Here is a 22,542-nt window from a genome sequence, read left to right as displayed (position 1 = left end):
ATATAGTAAAAAGACGTCTTATAGCAAGAGGTTTAAATTAAACGATATCTATGGACATTCTCTCCATCTTAAATAGCGACCTGGTATTACCTACCGTAGCATTACTAGTAATAGCTATCTACATTTTTACAAGAGTTAGAAATAGAAGAAGGTTCAAACGTTAGAAAGCAATAACTATCTTTGCCTTAAATGAATACCCTTACCATACCAAAAGGCAAAAAGGTCTACTTCGCTAGTGACAACCATTTAGGTGCTCCAAGCTCAGAAGAAAGTCTTCCTAGGGAGAAAAAATTTGTCGCCTGGTTAGATAGTATCAAAGAAGATGCCGCGGCCATATACTTAATGGGTGATCTCTTTGATTTCTGGTTTGAGTATAAAAAAGTAGTGCCCAAAGGTTTTACAAGAACATTAGGCAAACTTGCTGAACTCTCGGATGCCGGCATTCCAATTACCTATTTTGTGGGTAATCATGATTTATGGATGAATGGTTATTTTGAGGAAGAGCTCAAGATTCCTGTTTTCCATAAACCACAACAGCTTAAAATCAATGACACCTCTTTTCTTATTGGGCACGGAGATGGATTAGGACCAGGTGATAAAGGCTTTAAACGTATGAAGAAGGTTTTTACCAATTCACTTAGCAAATGGCTCTTTAAGTGGTTGCATCCAGATTTAGGTGTCCGATTAGGGCAATACCTCTCTGTAAGCAATAAATTAATTTCTGGGGAAGAAGATGCCAAGTTTTTAGGAGAGGATAAAGAATGGTTGGTGCAATACTGCAAACGAAAGCTCGAAACAAAACATTACGATCATTTTATTTTTGGTCATAGACATTTGCCTTTGGAAATTAAGCTAAATGAAAAATCCACCTATACCAACCTTGGCGATTGGATTAACTATTTTACTTATGCAGTATTTGACGGTGAAAAGTTAGATCTTAAGAAACTTTCATAAGAATTGTATCATTCATCGATTAAACATCTTGTAATCCTTTGCTTGCAAAATTATAATATTACTTCGCAACAAATCTTTTTTAAAACCTACATTAAAAGAGCAGCCCTTCCCCCAAAAAAGGGCTTTTTTTATTCTAATTATTAATCCTCATTTTCATGGTCCTCTACATCTTTAGATAAATCTAGCCTTCTAAATGTTGGTGAAACGATTGCTGTTGTTGCCACGGTCAATAAGGTCATGCATCCACCAAAAACTACTGCAGTAACTGTTCCTAAAAGCTTAGCTGCCAAGCCACTTTCAAAAGCCCCAAGTTCGTTTGACGAACCAACAAAAATGGAATTAACCGATGCCACTCGTCCTCTCATATTATCTGGAGTTTTCAGTTGTAGGATAGTTTGTCTTATTATCATAGAGACTCCATCCACAGCACCGCTTAAGAATAAGGCCGCGACCGAAATCCAGAATGATGTTGAAATACCAAAAACAATGATACAAATACCAAAGGCAAAGACAGCCCATAACAACTTTTTACCAGCATATTTATGTAAAGGAAATCTTGTAGAGCCCAGCATCGTAATTGATGCGCCTACTGCTGGTGCTGCCCTTAAAATGCCAAAGCCTTCTGAACCTACATGTAAAATATCTTGGGCGTAAATTGGCAGCAACGCCACAGCACCACCAAAAAGAACTGCTATCATATCCAATGTTAAGGCCCCAAATACCGCTTTACTATTAAAAACAAATTGAAGTCCGTCTTTTAAACTTTGTATTATCGGCTCTCCTATTTTCGGATTTAGAATAGGTTTTTTTGATATCCTAAAAAGAAATAACAACGCTAAAATAGAAAACCCAAAAATGATGCACATAGACCAATGAACACCTATCCAACCTATTGCAAATCCTGCAAAAGCTGGCCCCAAAACAGAAGCCATTTGCCATGTAGAACTGCTCCACGTTGCAGCATTTGGGTATATTTTCTTTGGAACTATCAATGCTATTAATGAAAAAATTGTTGGCCCAATGAACGCTCTTACCAAACCTCCCAAGAATACCAAAGCATAGATAACATAGAGTATTGTTTTGGTAGGATAGTCTGTTTCAATTGATGGTAATGTTATTAAAAAAAGACCCAAGGAAACCACAGAAAAACCTAAAATACATTTAACCAATAGATTTCGTTTTTCACTTTGATCTACAATATGTCCTGCAAACAAGGCAATACTTACAGCAGGAATAATCTCCATCAATCCGATAATCCCTAAAGAAAGTGGGTCTTTAGTCAACGAATAGACTTGCCACTCAATGACAATAAATTGCATGGACCAAGCAAAAACCATCGCAAAACGAACCCCTAAAAAAATGTTAAATTCTTTAAAACGTAAGGCGGCATATGGGTCTATTCTATTTTCCACAAGCCTATTTTAAGTCTTTAAGTTTTAGCTGAAGGCTTACATTGCCCTGCCATTCGTTTTCATCTAAAGTAAAAGCGATGTCAAAACGATTTTTAGTTTTTATCTGCCCAATTTTATTTCCTAGATTAAACCCAATGGCACCAATTGGTTTTGAACCTTTTTGGGTAAGGGATAATTTCAAATGCTTTTCATATTCGCCAACACCCTTACCATATCCTGTATCCTGTACATTTTCTGCCATAAATGTTGGGGTCATATTTCCTGGTCCAAAAGGGGCAAACTGCTTTAGAATGCGCATCAATTTTGGGGTAATCTGTTGCATTTCAATCTGCATATCAATGTTCAGTTCTAGAGTCAATAGTTTTGGGTCAATCGATTCAGATACAACTTCTTCAAACTTAGCTTTAAATACTTTATACTGCTCTTCAAGTAGTGTTAAGCCAGCTGCATACTTGTGTCCGCCAAATTGCTCAATACATTCGGCACAACCTTCTAAAGCATTATAAACATCAAACCCCTTTACCGAGCGTGCAGAGGCGGCGAGTTTATCTCCACTTTTGGTAAAGACCAGTGTAGGGCGGTAATAGGTTTCTGTTAAACGCGAAGCAACAATACCAATAACTCCTTTATGCCAATTTTCATTATAAACCACCGAGGTAAATCGGCCTTCTTCTTTATGTTCTTTTATTTGTTTAAGGGCCTGTTCTGTAATCTCTTTGTCAAGGTCTCTTCTATCGGTATTAAATTTCTCGATTTCAGCAGCAAAAGTTTCAGCCTGACTTAGATTTGTTTCGGTAAGCAGGTTTACCGCGTGTTGACCATGTTTCATACGCCCAGCGGCATTTATTCTAGGTGCGATTATAAAAACAACATCGGTAATCGTGAGCTCTTTCTTTTTTATTTGATTGATAATTGCCTTAAACCCTATTCGAGGGTTGGAATTAATGACTTGCATACCAAAATAGGCCAAAACTCGATTTTCTCCCGTTATCGGAACAATGTCCGCCCCAATAGCAGTAGCTACTAAATCTAAATAAGGCACTATTTCTTCTATAGCATCACCCTTGGTAGATGCAAGCGCCTGTATTAATTTAAAACCTACACCACAACCGCAGAGTTCATCGTACGGGTATTCACAATCTTCTCTTTTAGGGTCAAGAACCGCAATGGCATTAGGTAATTTTTTACCTGGTCTGTGGTGATCACAGATGATAAAATCGATCCCTTTCTCTTTAGCATAATTTACTTGGTCAATCGCTTTAACCCCACAATCCAACGCAATAATCAATGAGAAATCATTGTCTTCCGCAAAATCGATTCCTTTTAAAGAAACCCCGTAACCTTCATCATAACGGTCTGGAATATAAGTGGCCACATTAGGGTAATTCTCTAATAAATATGATGAAAGTAGCGCTACTGCCGTGGTACCATCCACATCATAATCACCATAAACCAAAATGTTCTCTTCGTTATTAATTGCCTTTTGAATACGCTCCACAGCTATATCCATATCCTTTATTAAAAAAGGATTATGCAAATCTGAAAGTTGGGGTCGGAAGAATTTTTTTGCTTCCTCGTATGTTGAAATCCCTCGTTGCAGGAGAAGCTGCGCAACTAAGTGTTCAACTTTCAATGCCTTAGAAAGTTGTTCTATTTCTTTTTGCTCAGGTTTAGGTTTTATAGTCCAGCGCATGGTAAAATTCAAATACAAAAGTCAAACTCAAATACAAAAGTCAAAGCTTGTTAGGTTGATTATGATTCTATTTTTTATTCTTAATTATTGTTGCAATAATCTTTATCAACTGTTCTGTTTCATCTAAAAGCTTTACTCTAGTTTTAGAATCGCCGTATTCAATTTTAGACAGAATCTTCAAGTTCATTCTTGATTCTTTTAACTCTTTGAGTGCGATAGTTGCTTTATTTTTAAAATCTCTATCTGATTGTGCTCCTTGCATTTCTCCAAAATTTAAAGCGGAACTTCCAGATGAGCGCAAAAGTTGATGCCCATAATACTGTCCTGTAAAATCATTGGTCATTTTTCTACAAAATAAGGCTGTTTCTGCAGCATAATTAACCAATCTTTCCTCAAGGTCATACGCTTTAGGCATTGAATTTTGTGCTTGAGTTTGACACTTGCGCTTAAACTTTATTTAGAATGAAAAATCGTCTTAATCTCTAACTCTGCAAACCGTCTAAACATCTCCATAACCCCGCAATATTTTTCTATGGATAAATCCACAGCTTTCTGAAGTTTCTCTTCTTTTAAATTAGAGCCATGAAAATGATACTCAATAACAACAGAGTCATAATATCTAGGGTGTTCATCAGTAAGATTAGCAATAGTTTCAATATGAAACTTGTCAACTTCAAGCTTCATTTTTTTCATGAGTGAAGCAACATCAAGCCCGGAACAACCCGCTAATGAAGATAACATCAATGCTTTAGGTCTAAAACCACTGCCATCTCCCCCATCTTCTTTTGCAATATCTATCTTAAAATTATGCCCTGAAGGGTTATTACTTTCAAAGGCCATATTACCTAGCCATTTTGTGGAAATATGATTTGTGGTCGCCATAAATTTTTGTTTCTTGTGAAGGATAAAAATACAATAAAAGAAACCAAATGGCATTAGTACAACCGCTTGACCCTAACCACGATCCAGACACAAAAAAATTGGCTGAATTCTTTAATGAAACCTTGGGATTCTGCCCAAATTCGGTGTTAACTATGCAGCATCGCCCTGCAATTTCAAAAGCGTTTATTAACCTAAACAAGGCCGTTATGGCTAATGAAGGTAGAGTTACCTCGGCACTCAAAAGGATGATTGCGTGGGTAAGTAGCAATGCAACTGGATGTCGCTATTGCCAAGCGCATGCCATACGTGCTGCAGAGCGTTATGGAGCCGAACAAGAACAGTTAGATAATATTTGGGAATACAGAACGCATCCTGCTTTTTCTGAAGCAGAACGTGCCGCTTTGGATTTTTCTTTACAAGCATCTCAAGTGCCCAATGCTGTTGATGCCGAAATTAAAGAACGCTTATACCAACACTGGAACGAAGGTGAAATTGTAGAAATGCTCGGTGTTATTTCTTTATTTGGCTATTTAAACCGTTGGAATGATTCTCAAGGTACAGACATTGAAGATGGTGCGGTTGAAAGTGCCAACCAATACCTTGGCAAGCATGGTTGGGAAAAAGGCAAGCATGATGGGTCTAAGTATTAAAAAACTGACTTTAAATTATGAGAAAATTAGTTTTTATTTCAATATTTCTTTTTCTCAGTTGCAAAACAAGTTACCGGTCTCCTTACCTTATTCCCTACAAAATCAAAGAATCACCAACTAAAATCTCTCGACATGGAGATTTTGAAAGAATTCCATACCGTGATAGATATATCTATTTTATGACCGCATATTTTAAAACCTTTGACAGCCAGGCCACTTGTAGTAACTGCCAAGTAATTGCTATAAGATACCCTCAGAGTTATGACCTTTTAAAAACTATACAAGTAGAATCACAAAATTTTGGTCGAATTCCTTTAGCAATACATCTAAATCAGGTAGGGGCTTTCGACCATCAAGAATCATTATTTATTAAAGAAATTACATCTAATGTTTCAAAATCTAAGATAGATTCCGTTAAAAATGACAAAATTCGGATAGTAATAGATAAAGATGTAAGGGTCAAACTTGGATTTTAATAATTCTATGAACTCTGTTCTTTAATTCTTGGACAACCATGTCCTCAAACCAAGGATTCTTTGTGAGCCAAAATCGATTTCGCGGTGATGGGTGTGGTAAAGGAAAATACTTTGGCAAATAGTTACGATATGACATGACGGTTTCGGTCAGGTTCTTTTCCATCTGTCCTTTCAAATAATAATTCTGGGCATAGGTACCTATCAAAATTATTAATTCTAAATTGGGCATACTGTCCCACAATTTTTGATGCCACAAAGGCGCACATTCAGGTCTTGGTGGCAAATCTCCTCCTTTACCTTTTCCTGGATAGCAGAAACCCATAGGCACCAAAGCTATTTTAGTTTCATCATAAAACACCTCATCTGAAACTCCTAACCATTCGCGTAACTGCCTGCCACTGGGGTCGTCCCAAGGGACTCCTGTTTCATGCACTTTGGTACCCGGTGCCTGACCAATGATAATAACCCTAGCCTCTGAGTGAGCAGCTACAATGGGTCTTGGGCCTAAAGGCAGGTGCGCAGAACACACTTCACAGGCCCTAATCTCTGAAAGTAATTTTTTCATTTGCCTAAATGTATAAAAAACACCAAAGCACATCAATCATAAGATCGACATGCTTGGAGCCATAACCAACCAAAAGTCTTTAGCTGTTTTATGTGAAAAAGAACATTGTTTTTTAGGTGTTCTAAAGTGCCTAATAGTACATCAATATTTTATGGCGTCATTTCTGCTTTGTGCAAGCTAACTACCGTAAGTACCGCAATTCCGTTAATCCAATAGAAATAAGCATCTATTCCTTCAAAAGAGAAAATAAAAGGCGCCAAAATAAATACAATGGCCACTGCAAAATCTACTATCAAGTGAAACTTATAAGGAATGACCTTAAATGCCCCTAAATGGTGATCTGTTAATAATGTTAGAACAAATGCGGCTATTCCTGTAGCTACTGAAAGCTGCAGTGCTATTGGATTAGAACTTCCTAATCCTAATAAGAATGGAAGTGCTATTAAGGCAATAGCTACCGGATAATCTAAAAATGCGTAAATTCTCTTGGTTATGAATTTCATGATTTAAAATTTTAATTATTAATTGTTTTGTTTGTTGTTTTCATTTTTAAAGAACAAGACCGTTCTTACTTTTCTAATAACCAGGTTTGTTCTTGCTTGTTACCTGATCGGCACCTAGAATCCCACTGGCGAGTTTGGCCTGGTATTGCCATTTGGTCCTTATTAATAAGCTTCCTAAATCCATCCGGCTGCTCCGATGCCCTTTTCTCTGTTTTATATTAGAAAAATAGAGGTGCATTTATTCTGCGTTAAAATATTCTTCTTGAATTACCTTTCCCTCATCGTTCCATACTCTTCGAATGATTTCGTGCCAGTAAATTTTACTGTCATCTTTCATGTTAAAATCGAATGTGAATTCTGATGCTGAAACGTTACCATCAACAATAGAGTGATGATGTGTTATTCCATTTACCGCGGCAATAGCCCCGGCAAAACCTTTCATTTTGGCAATCATTTCGGGTTTGCCCTTTGTTCCGCCATTTCCGTAATCTGAAGTGATGGCATCTTCTGCGAAAAATTCTTTCACAGCGTCAACAATAGCTCCTTGAGCTACTATTGCATCCATTTTTGTTACTTGTGTCTTAATATTCATCTTTATTATTTTTAGTGAATTTGTACACTGCAAAGATGAGTTAAGAGCTAAGTTAAAAGACTACAAAAAAGGCGCTAAGAATTGTACTTTTCTAATCTATACGCTGAAGGGCTTATGCCTGTATGATGTTTAAAGAAGTTGGAGAAGTGATTGGGTTCTTCGAAACCCATTTTGTAGGCGATTTCATTAATAGGCGTGTTTACGGCTAATTCTGACTTAGAAGAATTTATGAGCTCGTTCCTAATGAGTTGGCCTACCGAGATGTTCAATTTATTTCTGGTTTTTTTTGAAAGTGTCTTAACAGAAACATTCATTTTATCGGCGTAAAAATCTAGAGACCGCTTTTCTTTATGGTAGTCTTGAATTAGATTAATAATATCTTGCACAAAGATATCTCGCTCTTCATAATCAAAATTGGAACGAAATTGAGAAGGTGTATGTCCTGTAGTATTCTTGAAAACCCGGTTAAAATAAGCATCATCATTATAACCCATTTCAAAAGATATCTCTTGTATACTTTTATCGGTAAAGGCAATTTTGCGTTTGCTCTCCACCAGCCTTTTTTTACTTAAGAGTTTTGAAATTGATATCCCCACTTTCTCTTTAACTAAAGCCTGAGCGTCTATCCCATTTTTATTGATTAAATGCACTAAATCTGCATTTGACAACCTATTGGAGAAGTGTTCGTCTATAACTTCTTTGACATCAAAAATAATTTGATATTCACTTTTACTGGCCTTAAAAGGGTTTTGCCAAAACCACTGTTTCGAAGAAATATCTATAATCTGCTTGGTTTCTTCAGAGAAAACAGAATTATTCAAAAAGTTTTGACAATCTGAGCATTCATTAAAATCGATGTAGCCCAGTGATATTAAATGCTTAAAAAGAACACGAACATCTTTATTTCTATACATGGCCTCGTCAGGGAATTCAATTTTTCGAACCAAAAAATCATCAGATAGAAACTTAATGTACTGCCCATTTTCTAAGTAGATAGCCTTGTCTTGCCAATCGAAATAATTTTCAAAATCTACCTGAATATTACCTTTTCCTGATAGGATGTGGATTAAGGTATACTTCTCAATAAAGTAAACTTTGTCAATCTCTGGAAAAAGCTTAGTGACCACTGGTAGTTGGATTTTAATCCTTAGTCGTAGTTCTATTCAAAAAATTAATTTTTATTATTTATAGAACAAAAAAGCTTTCCAATAAGTAAATCGTCAACATCCCCCAAAATGTTCCCGTAGCCATGCTTAAAATTGCCAAAACAATAGCGTGAGGCATCCATTTTTTTTGATAAGCCGCAGTTACTGCTGGGGCAGTAGCTATTCCACCAACGTTAGCCATACTTGCTATTGGAACCCATGCCATATTAACATTTAAAGCTTTTGCAGTTAATACCATGAAAACAAAATGGCCAACCAACCAAACTAAGAGAAAACCAAAAAAATACAGGTCAAAACCTAAAGTTTCAAATTGAAGTTTTAATCCTAAAACTGCCATCACACAAATAATTAATACAGCCCCTGCCTTAAGTGAAAACTTAAAATTCCAACGAGGAATAAAATTTCCTAAAAGCAAACCAACGATTGATAATGACACAACTTTCCAAACGAAACCAACTACCAAATAATTGGTAATTAAAACTAAGACTAATAAGACTACTATTGTGAGCCAAACTGGCAAAGTTTTTTGGCTCTCTGATCGAATTTCCTCTGGCAATTCTTTATCTGTAATTTTAAACCATTTATTGAGTTTATTGCTTTTTTTAATCCCCTGAAACATTAAGATTGTCCAAACATTTACCAGAATATTATCCATGACCAAAATCGAAAGAAAAATTGCTTCCGGACAATTGACTAATTCTTTCAATACCAATTGACTTGTGCTACCGCCAATCCAACTACCTACTATGGGGGGAATGCCTTTCCAAAACTCCTTTTCGGAGAGGGCACTAACAACTAGATCTGACTCACTAAAGGCAAGTATAAATACCACAGGAAACAGCGCGATAAAAACAGACCCTGCCAAGAATACCAAGATAGGCTTGTAACCTACGGCTTTTAATTGCCCCAAAGATAAACTAGCCATTACAGAAAGTATCGCCAAAGGGATAAAATAGTCTTTACTAAAACTATGTATTGTAGCTTGAGAATAATCAACTGAAAAGAAGTAGGAGATCAAAGCAGGTATTAGATACGCCAATAAAATAGCAGGAACCCAATCAAATAACGATTTTACGTGTTTATTTTCCCATCGGTCTAAATAATAAACCAGTAGAACCGTAAAAACGGTAATAATCCAGGGTGTTATCATTTTTCTAAAATGCCAAGATGAATAATTCTACCTCCTGATATATTTACAGGGTTAGTGCTTTTTCCAATAACAATTCCGTCTTCTGGTGCTCTATAAGTTGCTATTAATTCTCCAAAAGAATTTCTTAGTATCGCTATTAGCTCATCTTTCTTTAGTTTTTGGTTTAGACTCACCTTAACATCTAAATAACCACCCTTATCGGTATAAATCCAGTATGATTTTGAGCATATATTATCAATTGTAGATGTCACAATTTCACCCTCTCTTAAGCCTAAATGAATAATTAAGTTTTTAAGGCCTTTTACGCCTCTTTCAATCATGTCCTTTTGATAAACTTGCGGGTTTCCATATTCCATGGTTACGGATTTAACCCCTTTACTAATTGCAAATGCCCTCATGGTCAATCCTGATGCTGAACCAAAACTAGCTTTCCCTCTGTTAGATACAATAATATCTGGTTCTAAGACCTGTAGCATACTAGCTAAAGTTTCGTCTTTCATGTCACCGCGCCCGTAAAGACTGTTTATTCTTCCAAAACTTGCTGTATGTAAATCTACATGGTAATCAAACAAAGGGATAATTTTTTCACCAATCTTATATGTCATTTGTTCAGAGCCATTACCATTAGGTTTTCCTGGTAAAATGCGATTTAAATCTACCCTATCAAGAAATTCACGTTGATTACGTGCAACCGCCAATGAGTTTAATCCTGGAATAGCAATTATGGTTCCTTTTAACTTAGTCACATCAATCTTAGAAAAGAACTGATGTATAATAGCAATACCATTTAACTCGTTCCCATGGATAGCGGCGGTTAATCCTAAAACTTTGGGTGTTCCATCTCCTTTTGCAATTAATACCGGTACTTTTATGGGTTCTGATAATTCATTTTCACCAAGTTGAAGCCAGAGCTTATGAATTTTGCCGCTTTCTAGCTGTTCCAAATGCAAATCCTCTACCACCAGTATTCCATTATTACGGGCAGAAACGTTTTCTTGACAAAACGAATACGAGAATAGGGAAGTAGTTAAAATTAAAAAAAGCTTTTGATACATTGCTAGCCGTATTAGCTTTCTAAATATAATCTTTTAATCAAAGCGCAATAAAACTTTTAAATTTCAGCAAATAAAAAGCCGCTAAAAAGCGGCTTTTTCAAGATTTTGCGATGTTCTTTCTAATTAATAAACAGTTGTTAATGCCGTTTGATCACCAGAAGTAAATGGTCTATTTGTACCATTGCTACAAGCTAACATCCAAGATCCAGCTTCTGGACCAGTTGGTGTGCCTGGAATGTAAACTGCGCCAACACCAGCATCTCCCTCGTTGCCAGCTCTTCCGCAACTAAATTCTCTTTGATCATAGTCTGTATGTCTAAAACCAATAGCATGTCCAATTTCGTGAGCTATTACCGTTGCTGCATCGGCAGGAATACCACCTCTTCTCGGGTTGTAAATATCTGAATTCAGTACAATTGGTGTTGCAGGATCTCCATTGGCATCTGGGAAACCTGCACTACGACCAAGAATTACGCCTCCACCTCGTACTCTCTTAAGCTTTTGAGACAGAATATCGATGTCTGCACCAGAACTATTGGCTCTTTGAAATGTGATATCTAAATTTAAGGAGTTATATCTATTAATTGCATCATCAAAAGCTGCTTGCATGGTGCTATTGAATGCGGCATCCATATAAACACTTACGACCCTACCATCTGGGCCTACGATATTATTTGTTCTATAATGTTCCGTGCCAACACCAGAGGCGGGTGCCATTTCATTAATTTGATCTCTTGTTAAAAAGATATCTCCCTCTACTGTAAAACCGTCTACACCGTTCAACGAATCTTCCGTTAAATTGTCTGTATTAAAACCTAAAGATTCTAATTTAGCACGAACTTGAGTGTCAATCAAATCAATTTCTTCGTTATTTTCAGATTCACAAGAAACAACGATTGTTCCTACCAAAACGGCAGAAAGGGCGAACTTTAAAAAATGGTTACTTTTCATGTTTTAAATTTGTTAATGATTAAGATTATTTTTTAATTCGACCGAATATATGTTAAAAAATTAACATATTCCGAAAACGTTATAGTAAATCGATAAGATGCAAAAACGAGCAATTTTGAGACTTTCCATTCTTATCCTATTTTTCTGTGGACTGATGGAATCTATTTCACAAGAGAAATTGCCATTCAAAGGATTTAAAGGCGGTCTTCAAATAGCAAAGGACAAATATAATTTGCCCAACCGTTATGCCGAGAATATTTTTTATACCCTTTCTAAAAATCGAAACGTTTTTTTCTTGGAGCATAAAATTCCGAAAACAGAAACTCCCATATCTGCCGCTGATTTAAGTGTCAATGCAATTACCAATGCACATGCAGTATTTCCCAATGCCAACGGAGCAAATGTATCGGTTTCCATAAAGGAATTACTCTTTAATGTGAATGACATTGACTATTCAGAAAGGGTCAGTTTAAACGGAAATGAAGCAAACACCCTTGATCAACATGCTACGGCTATGGCCACAATAGTTGGGGGCAACGGCAATTCTGGTCCAAAAGGACTTGGAGTGGCCCCCAACACACAGCTAAGCTCCTCGAGTTTTCTTAAGTTGTTACCTGACGATTCCCAGCAACTCATCACAGATGGGATTTTTGTCCAAAACCATTCCTATGGGGTCTCCATAGAGAATTTTTATGGTGATGAAGCTTCGGCTTATGATGAACAGATTTTTGTATTACAAGATATGGTTCATGTTTTCTCCGTGGGCAATAGCGGTACTGAGGTGGCCGTAGACGGACCATATGCAAACCTTGAAAGTTTTGCAACGCTGACCGGTAACTTCAAGCAAGCAAAAAATGTAATTACCGTTGGAGCCACTGACGCTTTGGACAACATTAGTGAAAGGAGCTCGAAAGGCCCTTCTTTTGACGGAAGAGTAAAGCCCGATTTGGTGGCTTATGCACCTGGTGGAACTTCCGATGCCGCGGCCTTGGTTTCTGGAACTGTGGCCTCTATACAAGATCTATATTTTAAGAAAAATGGTGCAATACCATCTTATCCGCTTGTGAAATCTTCTTTAATTGCTGGGACCGAAGATGCTGGAGTGTCAAACATTGACTATGAATCCGGTTATGGAAAGCTAAATGCCAAAAACAGTCTGCAAATTATAGACAATGGTCAATTCTTTGAGGGAACGATGGCAGCCAACGGACAGACCAATAATTCAATCACTGTACCAGAGAACACAAAATCTTTAAAAATTGCTCTTTCTTGGTTAGATACAGAATCCATAGCTGGCAGCACTGATTTATTGAACAATGATTTGGACTTGGTGGTCAATGGTCCAAACAGCAACGAATACCTTCCTTGGATATTGAGCAGTTCTGCCAATGCCGACTCTTTAAAAAGACAAGCATTACGTGGAATCGATAACCTAAATACCCTAGAGTTTATTACTATAGAAAATCCTTTTCCCGGCACCTACGGCATAAATATAAGCGCGGATAGTGAAAATACAACCGAAGTCCCTTATGCGGTAAGTTATTCCCTGGAGAATTCGGGGATTTTTGAATGGCAGTTTCCATTGAAAAACGAGACACTTTCTAACCTTGGTCTGCCGGTGCTGAGATGGAAAAATACTACGGCTTTGAACGTGGGAAGTCTATCATATCGTGTTGAGGGAGGCGAGTGGGTTTTGATCAGTAATACCATAGATTTAAATAATCAGTTGTACCAATGGGAAATTCCAGAATTGAACGAAGTTGTAGAATTGCAAATGGTCTCGGGCACTCAGGTTTATACTTCTGATAAATTTTTTGTTTCCCAAGAAATTATCCCCCAGGTAGAATATAATTGCCCTGATGAAGTTGGTATTTCATGGGAAAGTGTTTCTAATGCCATTGCCTATGAAGTGAAAACGTATACAAACAACTCGCTTCAGGTAATTGCAACTGTTTCGGAACCCTTTTTCGTTAACCAAAAGGCTGAAAATGGTTCTGTCTATTTTTCGGTAACCCCAATTTTTAACGATGGTAAGGGCCTTAGAAGCAACACCATTAATATTGAAGATTCAGGGGTTCAATGTTATTTCAGGGGTTTCATAGCATTGCTCAATGACGATAATGAAGTGGACCTTGCCCTTAGCCTAAGTACCGGGATAAATATAGAGCGTATAGATTTTGTTAAAACGATTGCTGGGCAAGACTTTATTATAAACAGTTACTCCGACGGATTTGAAGACCTTGTTGTAACAGATACGGATAGCATTTTGGTTCCTGGAAACAATAGGTATAGGGCAGAGATTATCCTCGCCAACGGAAATATTGTGCAAACTGATGAGGTTGAACTATTTATTCCGGATAAAAATGAACTTATCCTATTTCCTAATCCTATTGAAAACGGATTTGATCTCAACTTTACATCGCAGGGTTCAAAATTTCAAATCTTGGATATGACGGGTAAAGTTATCGTTCAAGACTCCGTATTATCCATTCAAGATTTTATTGGAATAAATCTTTCCGCTGGCATATACATATTTCATATGGTAGACGAAAACAATAAGACGATTGCTGCAAAAAAGCTTATTGTGAAGTAAACGGCCGCTAGGCCTAATTCATACCTTGTCGCTTGGTTAATAGATTTTTATTTCTTCCCACTTACGATAATTACGATTTCGCCCTTTGGTGGTTTTTGGGTGTAGTGTTCTAAAACTTCCGAAATGGTACCTCGAATAGTTTCTTCGTACAATTTGGTGAGTTCACGAGATATTGAGACCGGTCTGTCTAGTCCAAAGTATTCTCCAAATTGCCCCAATGTTTTCAATAGTTTGTGAGGCGATTCATAAAAAACCATGGTTCTGGTTTCCTCAGCTAAAAACTCCAATCGGGTTTGCCTCCCTTTCTTTACCGGAAGAAAACCTTCAAAGACAAAGCGGTCATTTGGCAGCCCACTATTGACCAAGGCGGGTACAAATGCCGTAGCCCCGGGAAGGCATTCCACCTCAATATTATTCTCTACACAGGCTCGAGTCAGTAAAAAACCAGGGTCAGAAATTGCCGGTGTACCTGCATCGGAAATCAGGGCAATTGTTTCCTTGTTTTGTAGGCGCTTTATGATGCTATCCACCGTCTTATGCTCGTTGTGCATGTGGTGGCTATGCATTGGGGTCTTAATCTCAAAGTGTTGCATTAGTTTGCCACTTGTGCGGGTATCCTCGGCCAAGATCAAATCAACCTCTTTCAATACCGTAATTGCCCTAAGTGTAATATCTTCTAGATTACCGATTGGTGTAGGCACCAAATATAACTTCCCCATGAAGTAAAGTTAAGGTCTTACTTCTTTTCCTGTAAAATAAGAGATTAAAACTACAATAAAAGCTATGACAGCACCCATGTGTTCACCGTCACTTACCATATAGTGGGCAAAAAAAGCTAAACCGGTATTAAAGAAAAAGCCTGCATAGGCCCATTCTTTTAACCACTTCGAAAAATTACCCCAAACTGCAACTAATCCTAAGATTTTGGCAATTGCCAGAGGGTAAATAAGATAGATAGGATAGCCCATATTTACGAAGAAATCTACAATAGCTTGGTGGTTAAATAAGTAGTTGTAAACTGAAAAAAACATGATAAGGGTCAACATACCTGTAGAGACCCAATAGAGAATTTTCTTTACCATCGGTGATTAAGTTAAATTGTAAAACTAAATGTAATGATATTTAGCAACCTAAGCGAACTTTCTGGTTATCAGTGTCATAAAACGATTTTCATACTCGTCTTTTCCTTCCCAGTTCTTATACTCTGGCTTCACCATATTATTGATAAAAGCCACAGAACGCTCTTCAGTGTCAATAGTGTTTAATTGCGAAAGCACGCGATTGTAATCTTCTACATTGTCGTGAAAAAGATGCTTTACAAAGGCCAACTTATCATTTAAGCCAATTTGAAGTTCTTTGTTTAATCTATCGTTCAAAGATTTTGGTACAGTATTATCTTTTGTTGGCTCTGGTGCCAACAAGTCTTTATCGTTTTTTATAGTTTCAGGCTTGGCAATAAAATCGCCAAAAATATGTTCGATAGCTTCTGTTGGCATTTCAGAAACCATATCTTTTATGGTATCCATACCTGGATGCGTAATAATATCCTCTTCATGCGGATTGTTTTCTGGCACTCCGGTATTTCCGCTCATTACAGAACTTGCCAGTTTTTCAAAACGCGATGCAAGTACATTTTTAGAAACATCGACCTCAACATCGCTAAGTTTTTCATCTATAAACTTTAAAACCGCCAACTTTTCGTATAATTCCTTAGCTACTTCGTACAAGTCAGCAAGTTCTTTATCTTCTCGAGAGGTAATTATATCCGTAGACAATTTTACCAATTGTTCTCTTATCTGTCGTTTCATCAACTTAATCTTTAACTATATAAATGTACTACCAAATTCTATGCCTTTTTAAAAACGAAAGGTTAAATTTAATACTAGCGTCTAGGGCTATTTTTTTAGTAATTTTAGCACTGCTATAACAAGAACGAATAAACCCCTATTTTCGTTTAAAAGTACAATATGTTTCTCGAAAACACCGTAAACCATAAAGAACAGTTCGGATGGATAGAAGTTATCTGTGGTTCTATGTTTTCAGGAAAGACCGAAGAACTCATCAGAAGACTAAAGCGTGCCCAGTTCGCCAAACAGCGAGTGGAGATTTTTAAACCTCAGGTTGACACTAGATATAATGAGGAAATGGTAGTTTCTCACGATGCCAATGAAATACGCTCTACACCGGTCCCAGCTGCTGCAAATATTCGATTATTGGCAGATAATTGCCAGGTTGTGGGCATTGATGAAGCCCAGTTCTTCGATGATGAAATAGTTACGGTCTGTAACGATTTGGCGAATCGCGGCGTAAGAGTGGTCGTAGCAGGATTGGATATGGATTTTAAGGGTAACCCCTTCGGACCAATGCCGGCATTAATGGCCACGGCAGAATATGTTACTAAAGTGCATGCTGTTTGTACCAGAACAGGAAATTTGGCCAACTATAGTTTTAGAAAATCTGATAATGACAAATTGGTTTTATTAGGTGAAACCGAAGAGTACGAGCCCTTAAGCCGAGCCGCTTTTTACAAAGCCATGCTAAAAGAAAAAGTAAGTCAGATGGATGTTGACGCCGAAGAAGTTACTTCCAAAAAAAAGGCTGCTAATGGGTAATATTCGAGAGACTACTTTAGAGATCGACCTTTCAGCTCTGGAACACAATTTCAATTTTATTAAAGCCAAACTCAAAAAAGAAACCAAGTTTTTAGCAGTGGTAAAGGCGTTCGCCTATGGTAGCGATATGGCTATTGTAGCTAAAAAACTGGAAAATTTGGACGTTGATTATTTTGCAGTTGCCTATGTAAAAGAAGGTGTGCTTTTAAGAGATGCAGGCATTACCGCACCTATTCTGGTATTACACCCGCAACCTATAAATTTTGAAGAACTCATTGACCGCTGTTTAGAACCCAGCATATATTCCCCAAGAATTTTAAATTCTTTTTTGGAAACCGCTAAGAAAAAGAGACAAACCAACTATCCTATTCATCTAAAATTTAATACCGGCCTAAACAGATTGGGTTTCTGGCACAACGACATCTCTCTTATTTTAAAAAAGTTAGGCCGTGAAACTGCACTTAAAATAATATCGGTTTTCTCTCACCTAGCAGCTTCAGAAGACAAAAAGGAACGTGAGTTCAGCCTTCAACAAATTGAAAGCTTTAAAAAAATTAGTGATGAACTATCTGAAAAACTTGGTTCTTCCCCTATGCGACATATACTGAACACCTCTGGTGTTCTAAATTATCCTGAAGCGCAATTTGAAATGGTCCGAAGTGGAATTGGGCTTTACGGCTATGGAAACGAATCAGTTATTGATGCACAGTTAAAACCTATTGCCTCCTTAAAAACCATTATCTCTCAGCTCCATCAAATTGAGCCCAACGAAAGTGTGGGTTACAATCGTGCTTTTAAGTCTAAAGACTATCGGGTTACGGCTACCTTACCCATAGGGCATGCCGATGGTATCTCTAGGCAATATGGCAATGGTAAAGCCTTTGTGCAGGTTAATGGGCAAAAAGCACCCATTATCGGTAATGTTTGTATGGATATGGTAATGATAGATGTTACTGGAATAGATTGTAAAGAAGGTGACGAAGTCGTGATTTTTGGCGATACACTATCTGCCGAAAACTTTGCCAATACAGCAGACACCATATCGTACGAACTGCTTACGGCAATATCGCAACGTGTAAAGCGGGTCGTGAAATAGATTGCGCTTCAATAATTTTAACATTTCTTTAGTCTTTTTTTGTAAATTGTGCAGGTATTAACCACTTAAACTATAAATACAATGCTTAAAGAATTTAAGAATTTTATCATGACGGGTAACGTCATTGAATTTGCTGTAGCTGTAATCATGGCCGGTGCCGTAGGCTTGGTAGTAAACGGATTTGTTGCCGACATAGTAATGCCAGTTGTTGGTCACTTTGCAGGTGGAATTGATTTTGCAGATATGAAAGTAGTACTGGATGAAGCTGTCATTGCAGCAGATGGTAGTGTTACAAGTGCAGAAAATGCAATCCGTTGGGGTGCATGGGTAAACACTATTGTTAATTTATTAATAGTAGGTTTTGTAATGTTCTTGATTGTTAAGGCTTATAACAAAACAAAAGCTCCAGAACCAGAAGCTGCTCCAGCTGGGCCAACTGCAGAAGAGTTGCTTACTGAAATTCGTGATGCTTTAAAAAAATAGTGAGACCCTGAAATAAATTCAGGGCAGGCCGCTACATCACACATTTAACTAAAACCGTCAGTTTGTTCGCTAACAAGCTGGCGGTTCTTTTTTATTCCTGCTTTCGCAGGAATCTGATTAAGTGTTTTATCTTAGTATGCACACAAGCAAGACAGCATCAATGATGCTATCTAATTGTTGTGCTTCATTAAGATAAACCAAGTAACCAATGATAAAATTCTTTAGAAAGATTAGGCAAAAACTACTATCTGAAAACAAATTCAGTAAATATCTGATTTATGCCATCGGAGAAATAATTCTTGTGGTTATTGGTATTTTGATTGCACTACAAATTAACAATTGGAACGAAGAAAGAAAAAGTAATATACAAGGAAAGGCGTATGTCTCGGAAATTTATAGAGAGGTAAAAAAAGATATTAAGAAGATAGCTGATATTCTTGACAAATTTGAAGCGAATAAAATAAAATCTCGACGCATACTTGAAATTTTAGAAAGTGAAAGTAGATATATAGCCGATTCGAGTTTGTTTACAAAAGATGTATTAAATATTATCGGGGTCATAGATGTTGGTCGACAAAATAATACCTGGGATGAGTTATCATCTTCAGGGAAAATTGCAATAATAGATAATGATTCATTGGATAATCAATTGAAAAACTTCTATGAATATTATGATAAACAAGTGATTCAATTTTCAGAGACACCTGCAAAAATGAGAGAGAAATGCAGAAATACCTACGGACAATGTCTGGATATTGCAAGTGTGGATAGATATTGGAAACCAGATGGCGATCAGACCAACAGTAGAAATTGGTTTACTTGCTTTCTCAATAATAAAGAAGTTCGGAAGGATATCAACGCTATACACGTGTCGTCCTACTGGCAAATTTATCATTTTGCAAAAATTAAAGCTGAAGGGCAATCAATTATAGATTATATGGAACAAAATTTGAACCTATAAATATGTTGCCTATGAGAATAACGAAAGCATAACACTGTGCATGAGATCAGACTCGCTATCGCTTCGTCCGCTCCATACACTTGGACGTTGTGAACAATTGAAAGACAAAACATAATGAGCTATAGATACATCAGTTTTAACGAATTTGGAGGTCCTGAGGTATTGGTTGTAGAAACAGCGGAAAGACTTCCAGAACCCAATCAAGGTGAGGTAAGGATTAAAGTGCAAGCGGCTAGTATCAACTTTACTGATACGTTAATCCGCAGAGGTATTTATCCTGATGTTAAAAAGAAGCCTCCCATTACGCCAGGTTATGACATGGTCGGAGTTATAGACAAACTAGGTGCTGGAGTTACCGATCTTAAAGTAGGTCAAAAAGTGGCAGAACTGACCATAATCGGTGCTTACTCAGAATACAATGTTCTACCTGCCAAGCAACTAGTTACCGTTCCAGAAAATGTGAATTCGGTTGAGGCAGTCTCAATGATTCTGTCATATGTGACAGCTTACCAAATGCTAACTAGGTCAGTTAAAGTTAAAGAAGGAAGCAAAATTCTTATTCACGGAGCTGGAGGAGCAGTTGGTAGTGCCTTACTACAAATTGGGGCTATCTTAAAGCTAAAAATGTACGGTACTGCATCAGTAGACCAGCATGACATCTTAAAAGAATTAGGCTGTAAACCAATTGACTATAAGTCTGAAGATTTTGTTCAAGTAGTCACGGATTCGGAACCAAATGGACTTGATGCAGTATTTGACCCATTTGGTGGAGACCATTTCAAACGTTCTATCAAAACACTTAACAAAAAGGGGAAACTAGTGGCTTTTGGTGCGTACAATGCAAAAACGAAAATGGACTTGATAAAGAGTTTTTTACGTGTTCAAATTTGGAATTTCACACCTTGGATGCCTTCTACCAAATTCTACTCTATTGGTGCGTGGCATAAAAAGCATCATGATTGGTTTGAAAGTGACTTAAAAAAGCTTTTTAAACTTCTTTCAGAAAAGAAACTAAAGCCCCTTGTCTCCAAAACCATCAAATTAGAGGACGCAAAAGAAGCACATGAACTAATTGAAAAAAGAGGATTGAAGGGGAAACTAATTATACAAATGGAAAATTAAAAAAACTGCTCGCAACAATGGCCGTAAAAAATAGGGTGGACAAGGTTGTAGCCTTGAAATGTCCTACTTTTCATAACCAGAATATTAGAGTACATTTCTACCAATTAACAAGGATGTAAAATTGTTAAAAATAAAACATTTTGTTGTATTTTGATTATTCCCTTTAGTTTGCTTGACAATCTAAAATTCAGAATTACCTTTGCCCTGTTAAATTAAAAGAAATGAAAGTAGCAGTAGTTGGTGCCACCGGTATGGTTGGCGAGGTCATGTTAAAAGTATTGACAGAACGTAATTTTCACATCTCAGAATTGTTATTGGTAGCCTCAGAACGTTCTGTAGGTAAAAAATTGAGCTATAAAGACAAAGAGCATACCATTATTGGTTTAGAAACTGCGGTGGCGGCCCGACCAGATATCGCCATCTTTTCAGCTGGTGGTGATACTTCATTAGAATGGGCGCCAAAATTTGCCGAAGTAGGTACTACAGTTGTAGATAATTCTTCCGCATGGCGTATGGATGCTACTAAAAAGTTAGTGGTTCCAGAAATTAACGCCTCAGAATTGACAGCAACGGATAAGATTATTGCCAACCCAAACTGTTCTACCATACAATTGGTCATGGCATTAAACCCGCTTCATAAAAAGTATAAGATGAAACGTGTAGTTATTTCGACCTATCAATCCGTTTCAGGTACAGGAGTAAAAGCTGTAAAACAATTAGAAAATGAAATGGCAGGTGTACAAGGTGAAATGGCCTATCCATATCCCATCAACAGAAATGCATTGCCCCATTGCGATGTCTTTTTAGAAAATGGCTATACCAAAGAAGAAATGAAGCTCGCTCGTGAGCCTCAAAAAATATTAGACGATAGAACCTTCTCTGTTTCGGCCACTGCAGTACGTATACCAACTGCAGGTGGGCATTCAGAATCGGTAAATGTGGAGTTTCATAATGATTTTGACTTAGCCGAAGTTCGACAGTTATTGAGCGATACTCCAGGGGTCACCGTGCAAGACAATCCAGATACCAATACCTACCCCATGCCTATTTATGCGCATGACAAAGACGATGTTTTTGTAGGTCGTATCCGTAGAGACGAGACTCAGCGCAATACACTCAACATGTGGATAGTGTCTGATAATCTCAGAAAAGGAGCGGCAACCAATGCGGTGCAAATTGCAGAATATTTAGTAGAAAATAAATTAGTGTAATATGATTGCTCGTATTTGGCATGGAAAGACATCAGCCAAAAAATTTGATGATTACACTGAGTTTCTCAAGAAAGTCGCAGTCCCAGATTATAACAAAACTGATGGCTTTATAAGTCTTACTTTTTTAAAAAGATTGGAAAATAATGAAGGGCATTTTACCCTAATTACTTTTTGGGAAAACCTAGATGTTATAAAAAACTTTGCTGGTGAAGATTTTGAAAAAGCAAAATACTATCCAGAAGATGATAATTTTCTTTTAGAGTTTGAAGAAAAAGTCCTGCATTACGAGGTCTTTGCCTAGTATTTATACGTTTTAGAATATACTCGCTCGGTAATAGTTAAAAAACGTTAACAAAAGTCAGGCTTAACATGACTTTCTACTCTTTTATGGTATTTTCGGGAGGTTAAATCCACC

25 protein-coding genes are annotated in these 22,542 nt (G+C 37.2%); 11 read left to right on the top strand and 14 right to left on the bottom strand.

The window, feature by feature from the left end; all coding sequences use genetic code 11:
* Positions 1-189: 189 nt before the first annotated feature.
* Positions 190-954 (top strand): UDP-2,3-diacylglucosamine diphosphatase, encoded by a 765-nt coding sequence (locus tag ACFSQJ_RS11345; RefSeq protein ID WP_377767065.1) that lies wholly within the window; start codon positions 190-192, stop codon positions 952-954.
* A gap of 140 nt (positions 955-1,094) precedes the next feature.
* On the opposite strand, the gene ACFSQJ_RS11340 is transcribed toward ACFSQJ_RS11345, so the two are convergent.
* From ACFSQJ_RS11340 to ACFSQJ_RS11325, 4 genes are all read right to left on the bottom strand, one after another.
* Positions 1,095-2,354: an MFS transporter gene (locus tag ACFSQJ_RS11340; RefSeq protein WP_377767100.1), complete on the bottom strand. Its 1,260-nt coding sequence runs from the start codon at positions 2,352-2,354 to the stop codon at positions 1,095-1,097.
* 16 nt (positions 2,355-2,370) lie between these two features.
* Positions 2,371-4,059, bottom strand: coding sequence for a single-stranded-DNA-specific exonuclease RecJ (gene recJ, locus ACFSQJ_RS11335; protein ID WP_377767064.1), 1,689 nt, complete (start codon positions 4,057-4,059; stop codon positions 2,371-2,373).
* A 67-nt stretch (positions 4,060-4,126) separates the two neighbouring features.
* On the bottom strand, positions 4,127-4,474 hold the full coding sequence (locus tag ACFSQJ_RS11330) for a four helix bundle protein (RefSeq protein ID WP_377767063.1): 348 nt from the start codon (positions 4,472-4,474) through the stop codon (positions 4,127-4,129).
* A gap of 38 nt (positions 4,475-4,512) precedes the next feature.
* Positions 4,513-4,941 (bottom strand): OsmC family protein, encoded by a 429-nt coding sequence (locus ACFSQJ_RS11325; RefSeq protein WP_377767062.1) that lies wholly within the window; start codon positions 4,939-4,941, stop codon positions 4,513-4,515.
* Between the two features lie 47 nt (positions 4,942-4,988).
* On the opposite strand from ACFSQJ_RS11325, the gene ACFSQJ_RS11320 reads away from it, so the two are divergent.
* Both ACFSQJ_RS11320 and ACFSQJ_RS11315 read left to right on the top strand, forming a co-directional pair.
* Positions 4,989-5,591 carry a carboxymuconolactone decarboxylase family protein gene (locus tag ACFSQJ_RS11320; protein ID WP_377767061.1) on the top strand — a complete coding sequence of 201 codons (603 nt, stop codon included), beginning with the start codon at positions 4,989-4,991 and terminating at the stop codon, positions 5,589-5,591.
* A gap of 17 nt (positions 5,592-5,608) precedes the next feature.
* Positions 5,609-6,067 carry a hypothetical protein gene (locus tag ACFSQJ_RS11315; protein WP_377767060.1) on the top strand — a complete coding sequence of 153 codons (459 nt, stop codon included), beginning with the start codon at positions 5,609-5,611 and terminating at the stop codon, positions 6,065-6,067.
* Here the strand turns inward: ACFSQJ_RS11315 and ACFSQJ_RS11310 are convergent.
* The 7 genes from ACFSQJ_RS11310 to ACFSQJ_RS11280 all read right to left on the bottom strand — a co-directional run bounded on the left by ACFSQJ_RS11310 (position 6,051) and on the right by ACFSQJ_RS11280 (position 12,049).
* Complete coding sequence (locus tag ACFSQJ_RS11310) at positions 6,051-6,632, bottom strand: uracil-DNA glycosylase family protein (RefSeq protein WP_377767059.1); 582 nt, start codon at positions 6,630-6,632, stop codon at positions 6,051-6,053. The two genes, ACFSQJ_RS11315 and ACFSQJ_RS11310, sit on opposite strands and share 17 nt — an antisense overlap.
* A 149-nt stretch (positions 6,633-6,781) precedes the next feature.
* Positions 6,782-7,135, bottom strand: a complete 354-nt coding sequence (locus ACFSQJ_RS11305; RefSeq protein WP_377767058.1) for a hypothetical protein — start codon at positions 7,133-7,135, stop codon at positions 6,782-6,784.
* 238 nt (positions 7,136-7,373) lie between these two features.
* The gene (locus tag ACFSQJ_RS11300; RefSeq protein WP_377767057.1) at positions 7,374-7,727 is read right to left on the bottom strand and encodes a hypothetical protein; all 354 of its coding nucleotides are present in this window, start codon (positions 7,725-7,727) and stop codon (positions 7,374-7,376) included.
* A 74-nt stretch (positions 7,728-7,801) separates the two neighbouring features.
* Entirely contained in the window at positions 7,802-8,854 is a 1,053-nt protein-coding gene (locus tag ACFSQJ_RS11295) for a helix-turn-helix domain-containing protein (RefSeq protein ID WP_377767056.1), read from the bottom strand.
* Between the two features lie 58 nt (positions 8,855-8,912).
* Positions 8,913-10,043: a DUF819 family protein gene (locus ACFSQJ_RS11290; protein ID WP_377767055.1), complete on the bottom strand. Its 1,131-nt coding sequence runs from the start codon at positions 10,041-10,043 to the stop codon at positions 8,913-8,915.
* Complete coding sequence (locus ACFSQJ_RS11285; protein ID WP_377767054.1) at positions 10,040-11,098, bottom strand: succinylglutamate desuccinylase/aspartoacylase family protein; 1,059 nt, start codon at positions 11,096-11,098, stop codon at positions 10,040-10,042. The genes ACFSQJ_RS11290 and ACFSQJ_RS11285 overlap by 4 nt, the downstream gene beginning before the upstream one ends.
* Before the next feature lie 123 nt (positions 11,099-11,221).
* The gene (locus ACFSQJ_RS11280; protein ID WP_377767053.1) at positions 11,222-12,049 is read right to left on the bottom strand and encodes a M57 family metalloprotease; all 828 of its coding nucleotides are present in this window, start codon (positions 12,047-12,049) and stop codon (positions 11,222-11,224) included.
* A gap of 97 nt (positions 12,050-12,146) precedes the next feature.
* On the opposite strand from ACFSQJ_RS11280, the gene ACFSQJ_RS11275 reads away from it, so the two are divergent.
* Positions 12,147-14,642, top strand: coding sequence for a S8 family peptidase (locus ACFSQJ_RS11275; RefSeq protein WP_377767052.1), 2,496 nt, complete (start codon positions 12,147-12,149; stop codon positions 14,640-14,642).
* 47 nt (positions 14,643-14,689) lie between these two features.
* Here the strand turns inward: ACFSQJ_RS11275 and rsmI are convergent, their stop codons facing one another.
* From rsmI to ACFSQJ_RS11260, 3 genes are read right to left on the bottom strand one after another with little or no spacing between them, the layout of a single operon-like run.
* Complete coding sequence (gene rsmI, locus ACFSQJ_RS11270) at positions 14,690-15,361, bottom strand: 16S rRNA (cytidine(1402)-2'-O)-methyltransferase (protein ID WP_377767051.1); 672 nt, start codon at positions 15,359-15,361, stop codon at positions 14,690-14,692.
* A gap of 9 nt (positions 15,362-15,370) precedes the next feature.
* Entirely contained in the window at positions 15,371-15,724 is a 354-nt protein-coding gene (locus ACFSQJ_RS11265; protein WP_377767050.1) for a DoxX family protein, read from the bottom strand.
* 48 nt (positions 15,725-15,772) lie between these two features.
* Complete coding sequence (locus tag ACFSQJ_RS11260; RefSeq protein ID WP_377767049.1) at positions 15,773-16,450, bottom strand: hypothetical protein; 678 nt, start codon at positions 16,448-16,450, stop codon at positions 15,773-15,775.
* Positions 16,451-16,609: 159 nt separating this feature from the next.
* Here ACFSQJ_RS11260 and ACFSQJ_RS11255 point away from each other — a divergent pair, with 159 nt between their 5' ends.
* The 7 genes from ACFSQJ_RS11255 (at position 16,610) to ACFSQJ_RS11225 (ending at position 22,428) form a co-directional block, all read left to right on the top strand.
* Positions 16,610-17,254 (top strand): thymidine kinase, encoded by a 645-nt coding sequence (locus tag ACFSQJ_RS11255; protein ID WP_377767048.1) that lies wholly within the window; start codon positions 16,610-16,612, stop codon positions 17,252-17,254.
* Positions 17,247-18,350 (top strand): alanine racemase, encoded by a 1,104-nt coding sequence (gene alr, locus ACFSQJ_RS11250; protein WP_377767047.1) that lies wholly within the window; start codon positions 17,247-17,249, stop codon positions 18,348-18,350. Before ACFSQJ_RS11255 ends, alr begins: the two co-directional genes overlap by 8 nt.
* 81 nt (positions 18,351-18,431) lie before the next feature.
* Positions 18,432-18,833, top strand: coding sequence for a large conductance mechanosensitive channel protein MscL (gene mscL / locus ACFSQJ_RS11245; protein WP_377767046.1), 402 nt, complete (start codon positions 18,432-18,434; stop codon positions 18,831-18,833).
* A 208-nt stretch (positions 18,834-19,041) separates the two neighbouring features.
* Positions 19,042-19,794: a DUF6090 family protein gene (locus ACFSQJ_RS11240; protein ID WP_377767045.1), complete on the top strand. Its 753-nt coding sequence runs from the start codon at positions 19,042-19,044 to the stop codon at positions 19,792-19,794.
* Between the two features lie 114 nt (positions 19,795-19,908).
* The gene (locus tag ACFSQJ_RS11235) at positions 19,909-20,916 is read left to right on the top strand and encodes a medium chain dehydrogenase/reductase family protein (protein WP_377767044.1); all 1,008 of its coding nucleotides are present in this window, start codon (positions 19,909-19,911) and stop codon (positions 20,914-20,916) included.
* A gap of 221 nt (positions 20,917-21,137) precedes the next feature.
* Positions 21,138-22,127 carry an aspartate-semialdehyde dehydrogenase gene (locus ACFSQJ_RS11230; protein ID WP_377767043.1) on the top strand — a complete coding sequence of 330 codons (990 nt, stop codon included), beginning with the start codon at positions 21,138-21,140 and terminating at the stop codon, positions 22,125-22,127.
* Between the two features lies 1 nt (position 22,128).
* A complete protein-coding gene (locus ACFSQJ_RS11225) occupies positions 22,129-22,428 on the top strand; it encodes an antibiotic biosynthesis monooxygenase (RefSeq protein ID WP_377767042.1) in 300 nt (99 codons plus the stop codon).
* Positions 22,429-22,542: the final 114 nt, after the last annotated feature.

The sequence above is a fragment of the Croceitalea marina genome (genome assembly GCF_042684265.1).
Classification (GTDB): Bacteria; Bacteroidota; Bacteroidia; order Flavobacteriales; family Flavobacteriaceae; genus Croceitalea; species Croceitalea marina.
This window is presented reverse-complemented; position numbering and strand designations above follow the sequence as displayed.

What these genes read in the sequence shown, in the direction of transcription:
- alr (WP_377767047.1), top strand. Translation starts at nt 17,247, where the DNA reads ATGGGTAATATTCGAGAGACTACTTTAGAGATCGACCTTTCAGCTCTG.
- ACFSQJ_RS11240 (WP_377767045.1), top strand. Translation starts at nt 19,042, where the DNA reads ATGATAAAATTCTTTAGAAAGATTAGGCAAAAACTACTATCTGAAAAC.
- ACFSQJ_RS11320 (WP_377767061.1), top strand. Translation starts at nt 4,989, where the DNA reads ATGGCATTAGTACAACCGCTTGACCCTAACCACGATCCAGACACAAAA.
- ACFSQJ_RS11260 (WP_377767049.1), bottom strand. Translation starts at nt 16,450, where the DNA reads ATGAAACGACAGATAAGAGAACAATTGGTAAAATTGTCTACGGATATA.
- ACFSQJ_RS11280 (WP_377767053.1), bottom strand. Translation starts at nt 12,049, where the DNA reads ATGAAAAGTAACCATTTTTTAAAGTTCGCCCTTTCTGCCGTTTTGGTA.
- ACFSQJ_RS11305 (WP_377767058.1), bottom strand. Translation starts at nt 7,135, where the DNA reads ATGAAATTCATAACCAAGAGAATTTACGCATTTTTAGATTATCCGGTA.
- ACFSQJ_RS11265 (WP_377767050.1), bottom strand. Translation starts at nt 15,724, where the DNA reads ATGGTAAAGAAAATTCTCTATTGGGTCTCTACAGGTATGTTGACCCTT.
- recJ (WP_377767064.1), bottom strand. Translation starts at nt 4,059, where the DNA reads ATGCGCTGGACTATAAAACCTAAACCTGAGCAAAAAGAAATAGAACAA.
- rsmI (WP_377767051.1), bottom strand. Translation starts at nt 15,361, where the DNA reads ATGGGGAAGTTATATTTGGTGCCTACACCAATCGGTAATCTAGAAGAT.
- ACFSQJ_RS11345 (WP_377767065.1), top strand. Translation starts at nt 190, where the DNA reads ATGAATACCCTTACCATACCAAAAGGCAAAAAGGTCTACTTCGCTAGT.
- ACFSQJ_RS11285 (WP_377767054.1), bottom strand. Translation starts at nt 11,098, where the DNA reads ATGTATCAAAAGCTTTTTTTAATTTTAACTACTTCCCTATTCTCGTAT.
- mscL (WP_377767046.1), top strand. Translation starts at nt 18,432, where the DNA reads ATGCTTAAAGAATTTAAGAATTTTATCATGACGGGTAACGTCATTGAA.
- ACFSQJ_RS11315 (WP_377767060.1), top strand. Translation starts at nt 5,609, where the DNA reads ATGAGAAAATTAGTTTTTATTTCAATATTTCTTTTTCTCAGTTGCAAA.
- ACFSQJ_RS11235 (WP_377767044.1), top strand. Translation starts at nt 19,909, where the DNA reads ATGAGCTATAGATACATCAGTTTTAACGAATTTGGAGGTCCTGAGGTA.
- ACFSQJ_RS11325 (WP_377767062.1), bottom strand. Translation starts at nt 4,941, where the DNA reads ATGGCGACCACAAATCATATTTCCACAAAATGGCTAGGTAATATGGCC.
- ACFSQJ_RS11225 (WP_377767042.1), top strand. Translation starts at nt 22,129, where the DNA reads ATGATTGCTCGTATTTGGCATGGAAAGACATCAGCCAAAAAATTTGAT.
- ACFSQJ_RS11330 (WP_377767063.1), bottom strand. Translation starts at nt 4,474, where the DNA reads ATGCCTAAAGCGTATGACCTTGAGGAAAGATTGGTTAATTATGCTGCA.
- ACFSQJ_RS11310 (WP_377767059.1), bottom strand. Translation starts at nt 6,632, where the DNA reads ATGAAAAAATTACTTTCAGAGATTAGGGCCTGTGAAGTGTGTTCTGCG.
- ACFSQJ_RS11300 (WP_377767057.1), bottom strand. Translation starts at nt 7,727, where the DNA reads ATGAATATTAAGACACAAGTAACAAAAATGGATGCAATAGTAGCTCAA.
- ACFSQJ_RS11290 (WP_377767055.1), bottom strand. Translation starts at nt 10,043, where the DNA reads ATGATAACACCCTGGATTATTACCGTTTTTACGGTTCTACTGGTTTAT.
- ACFSQJ_RS11230 (WP_377767043.1), top strand. Translation starts at nt 21,138, where the DNA reads ATGAAAGTAGCAGTAGTTGGTGCCACCGGTATGGTTGGCGAGGTCATG.
- ACFSQJ_RS11255 (WP_377767048.1), top strand. Translation starts at nt 16,610, where the DNA reads ATGTTTCTCGAAAACACCGTAAACCATAAAGAACAGTTCGGATGGATA.
- ACFSQJ_RS11275 (WP_377767052.1), top strand. Translation starts at nt 12,147, where the DNA reads ATGCAAAAACGAGCAATTTTGAGACTTTCCATTCTTATCCTATTTTTC.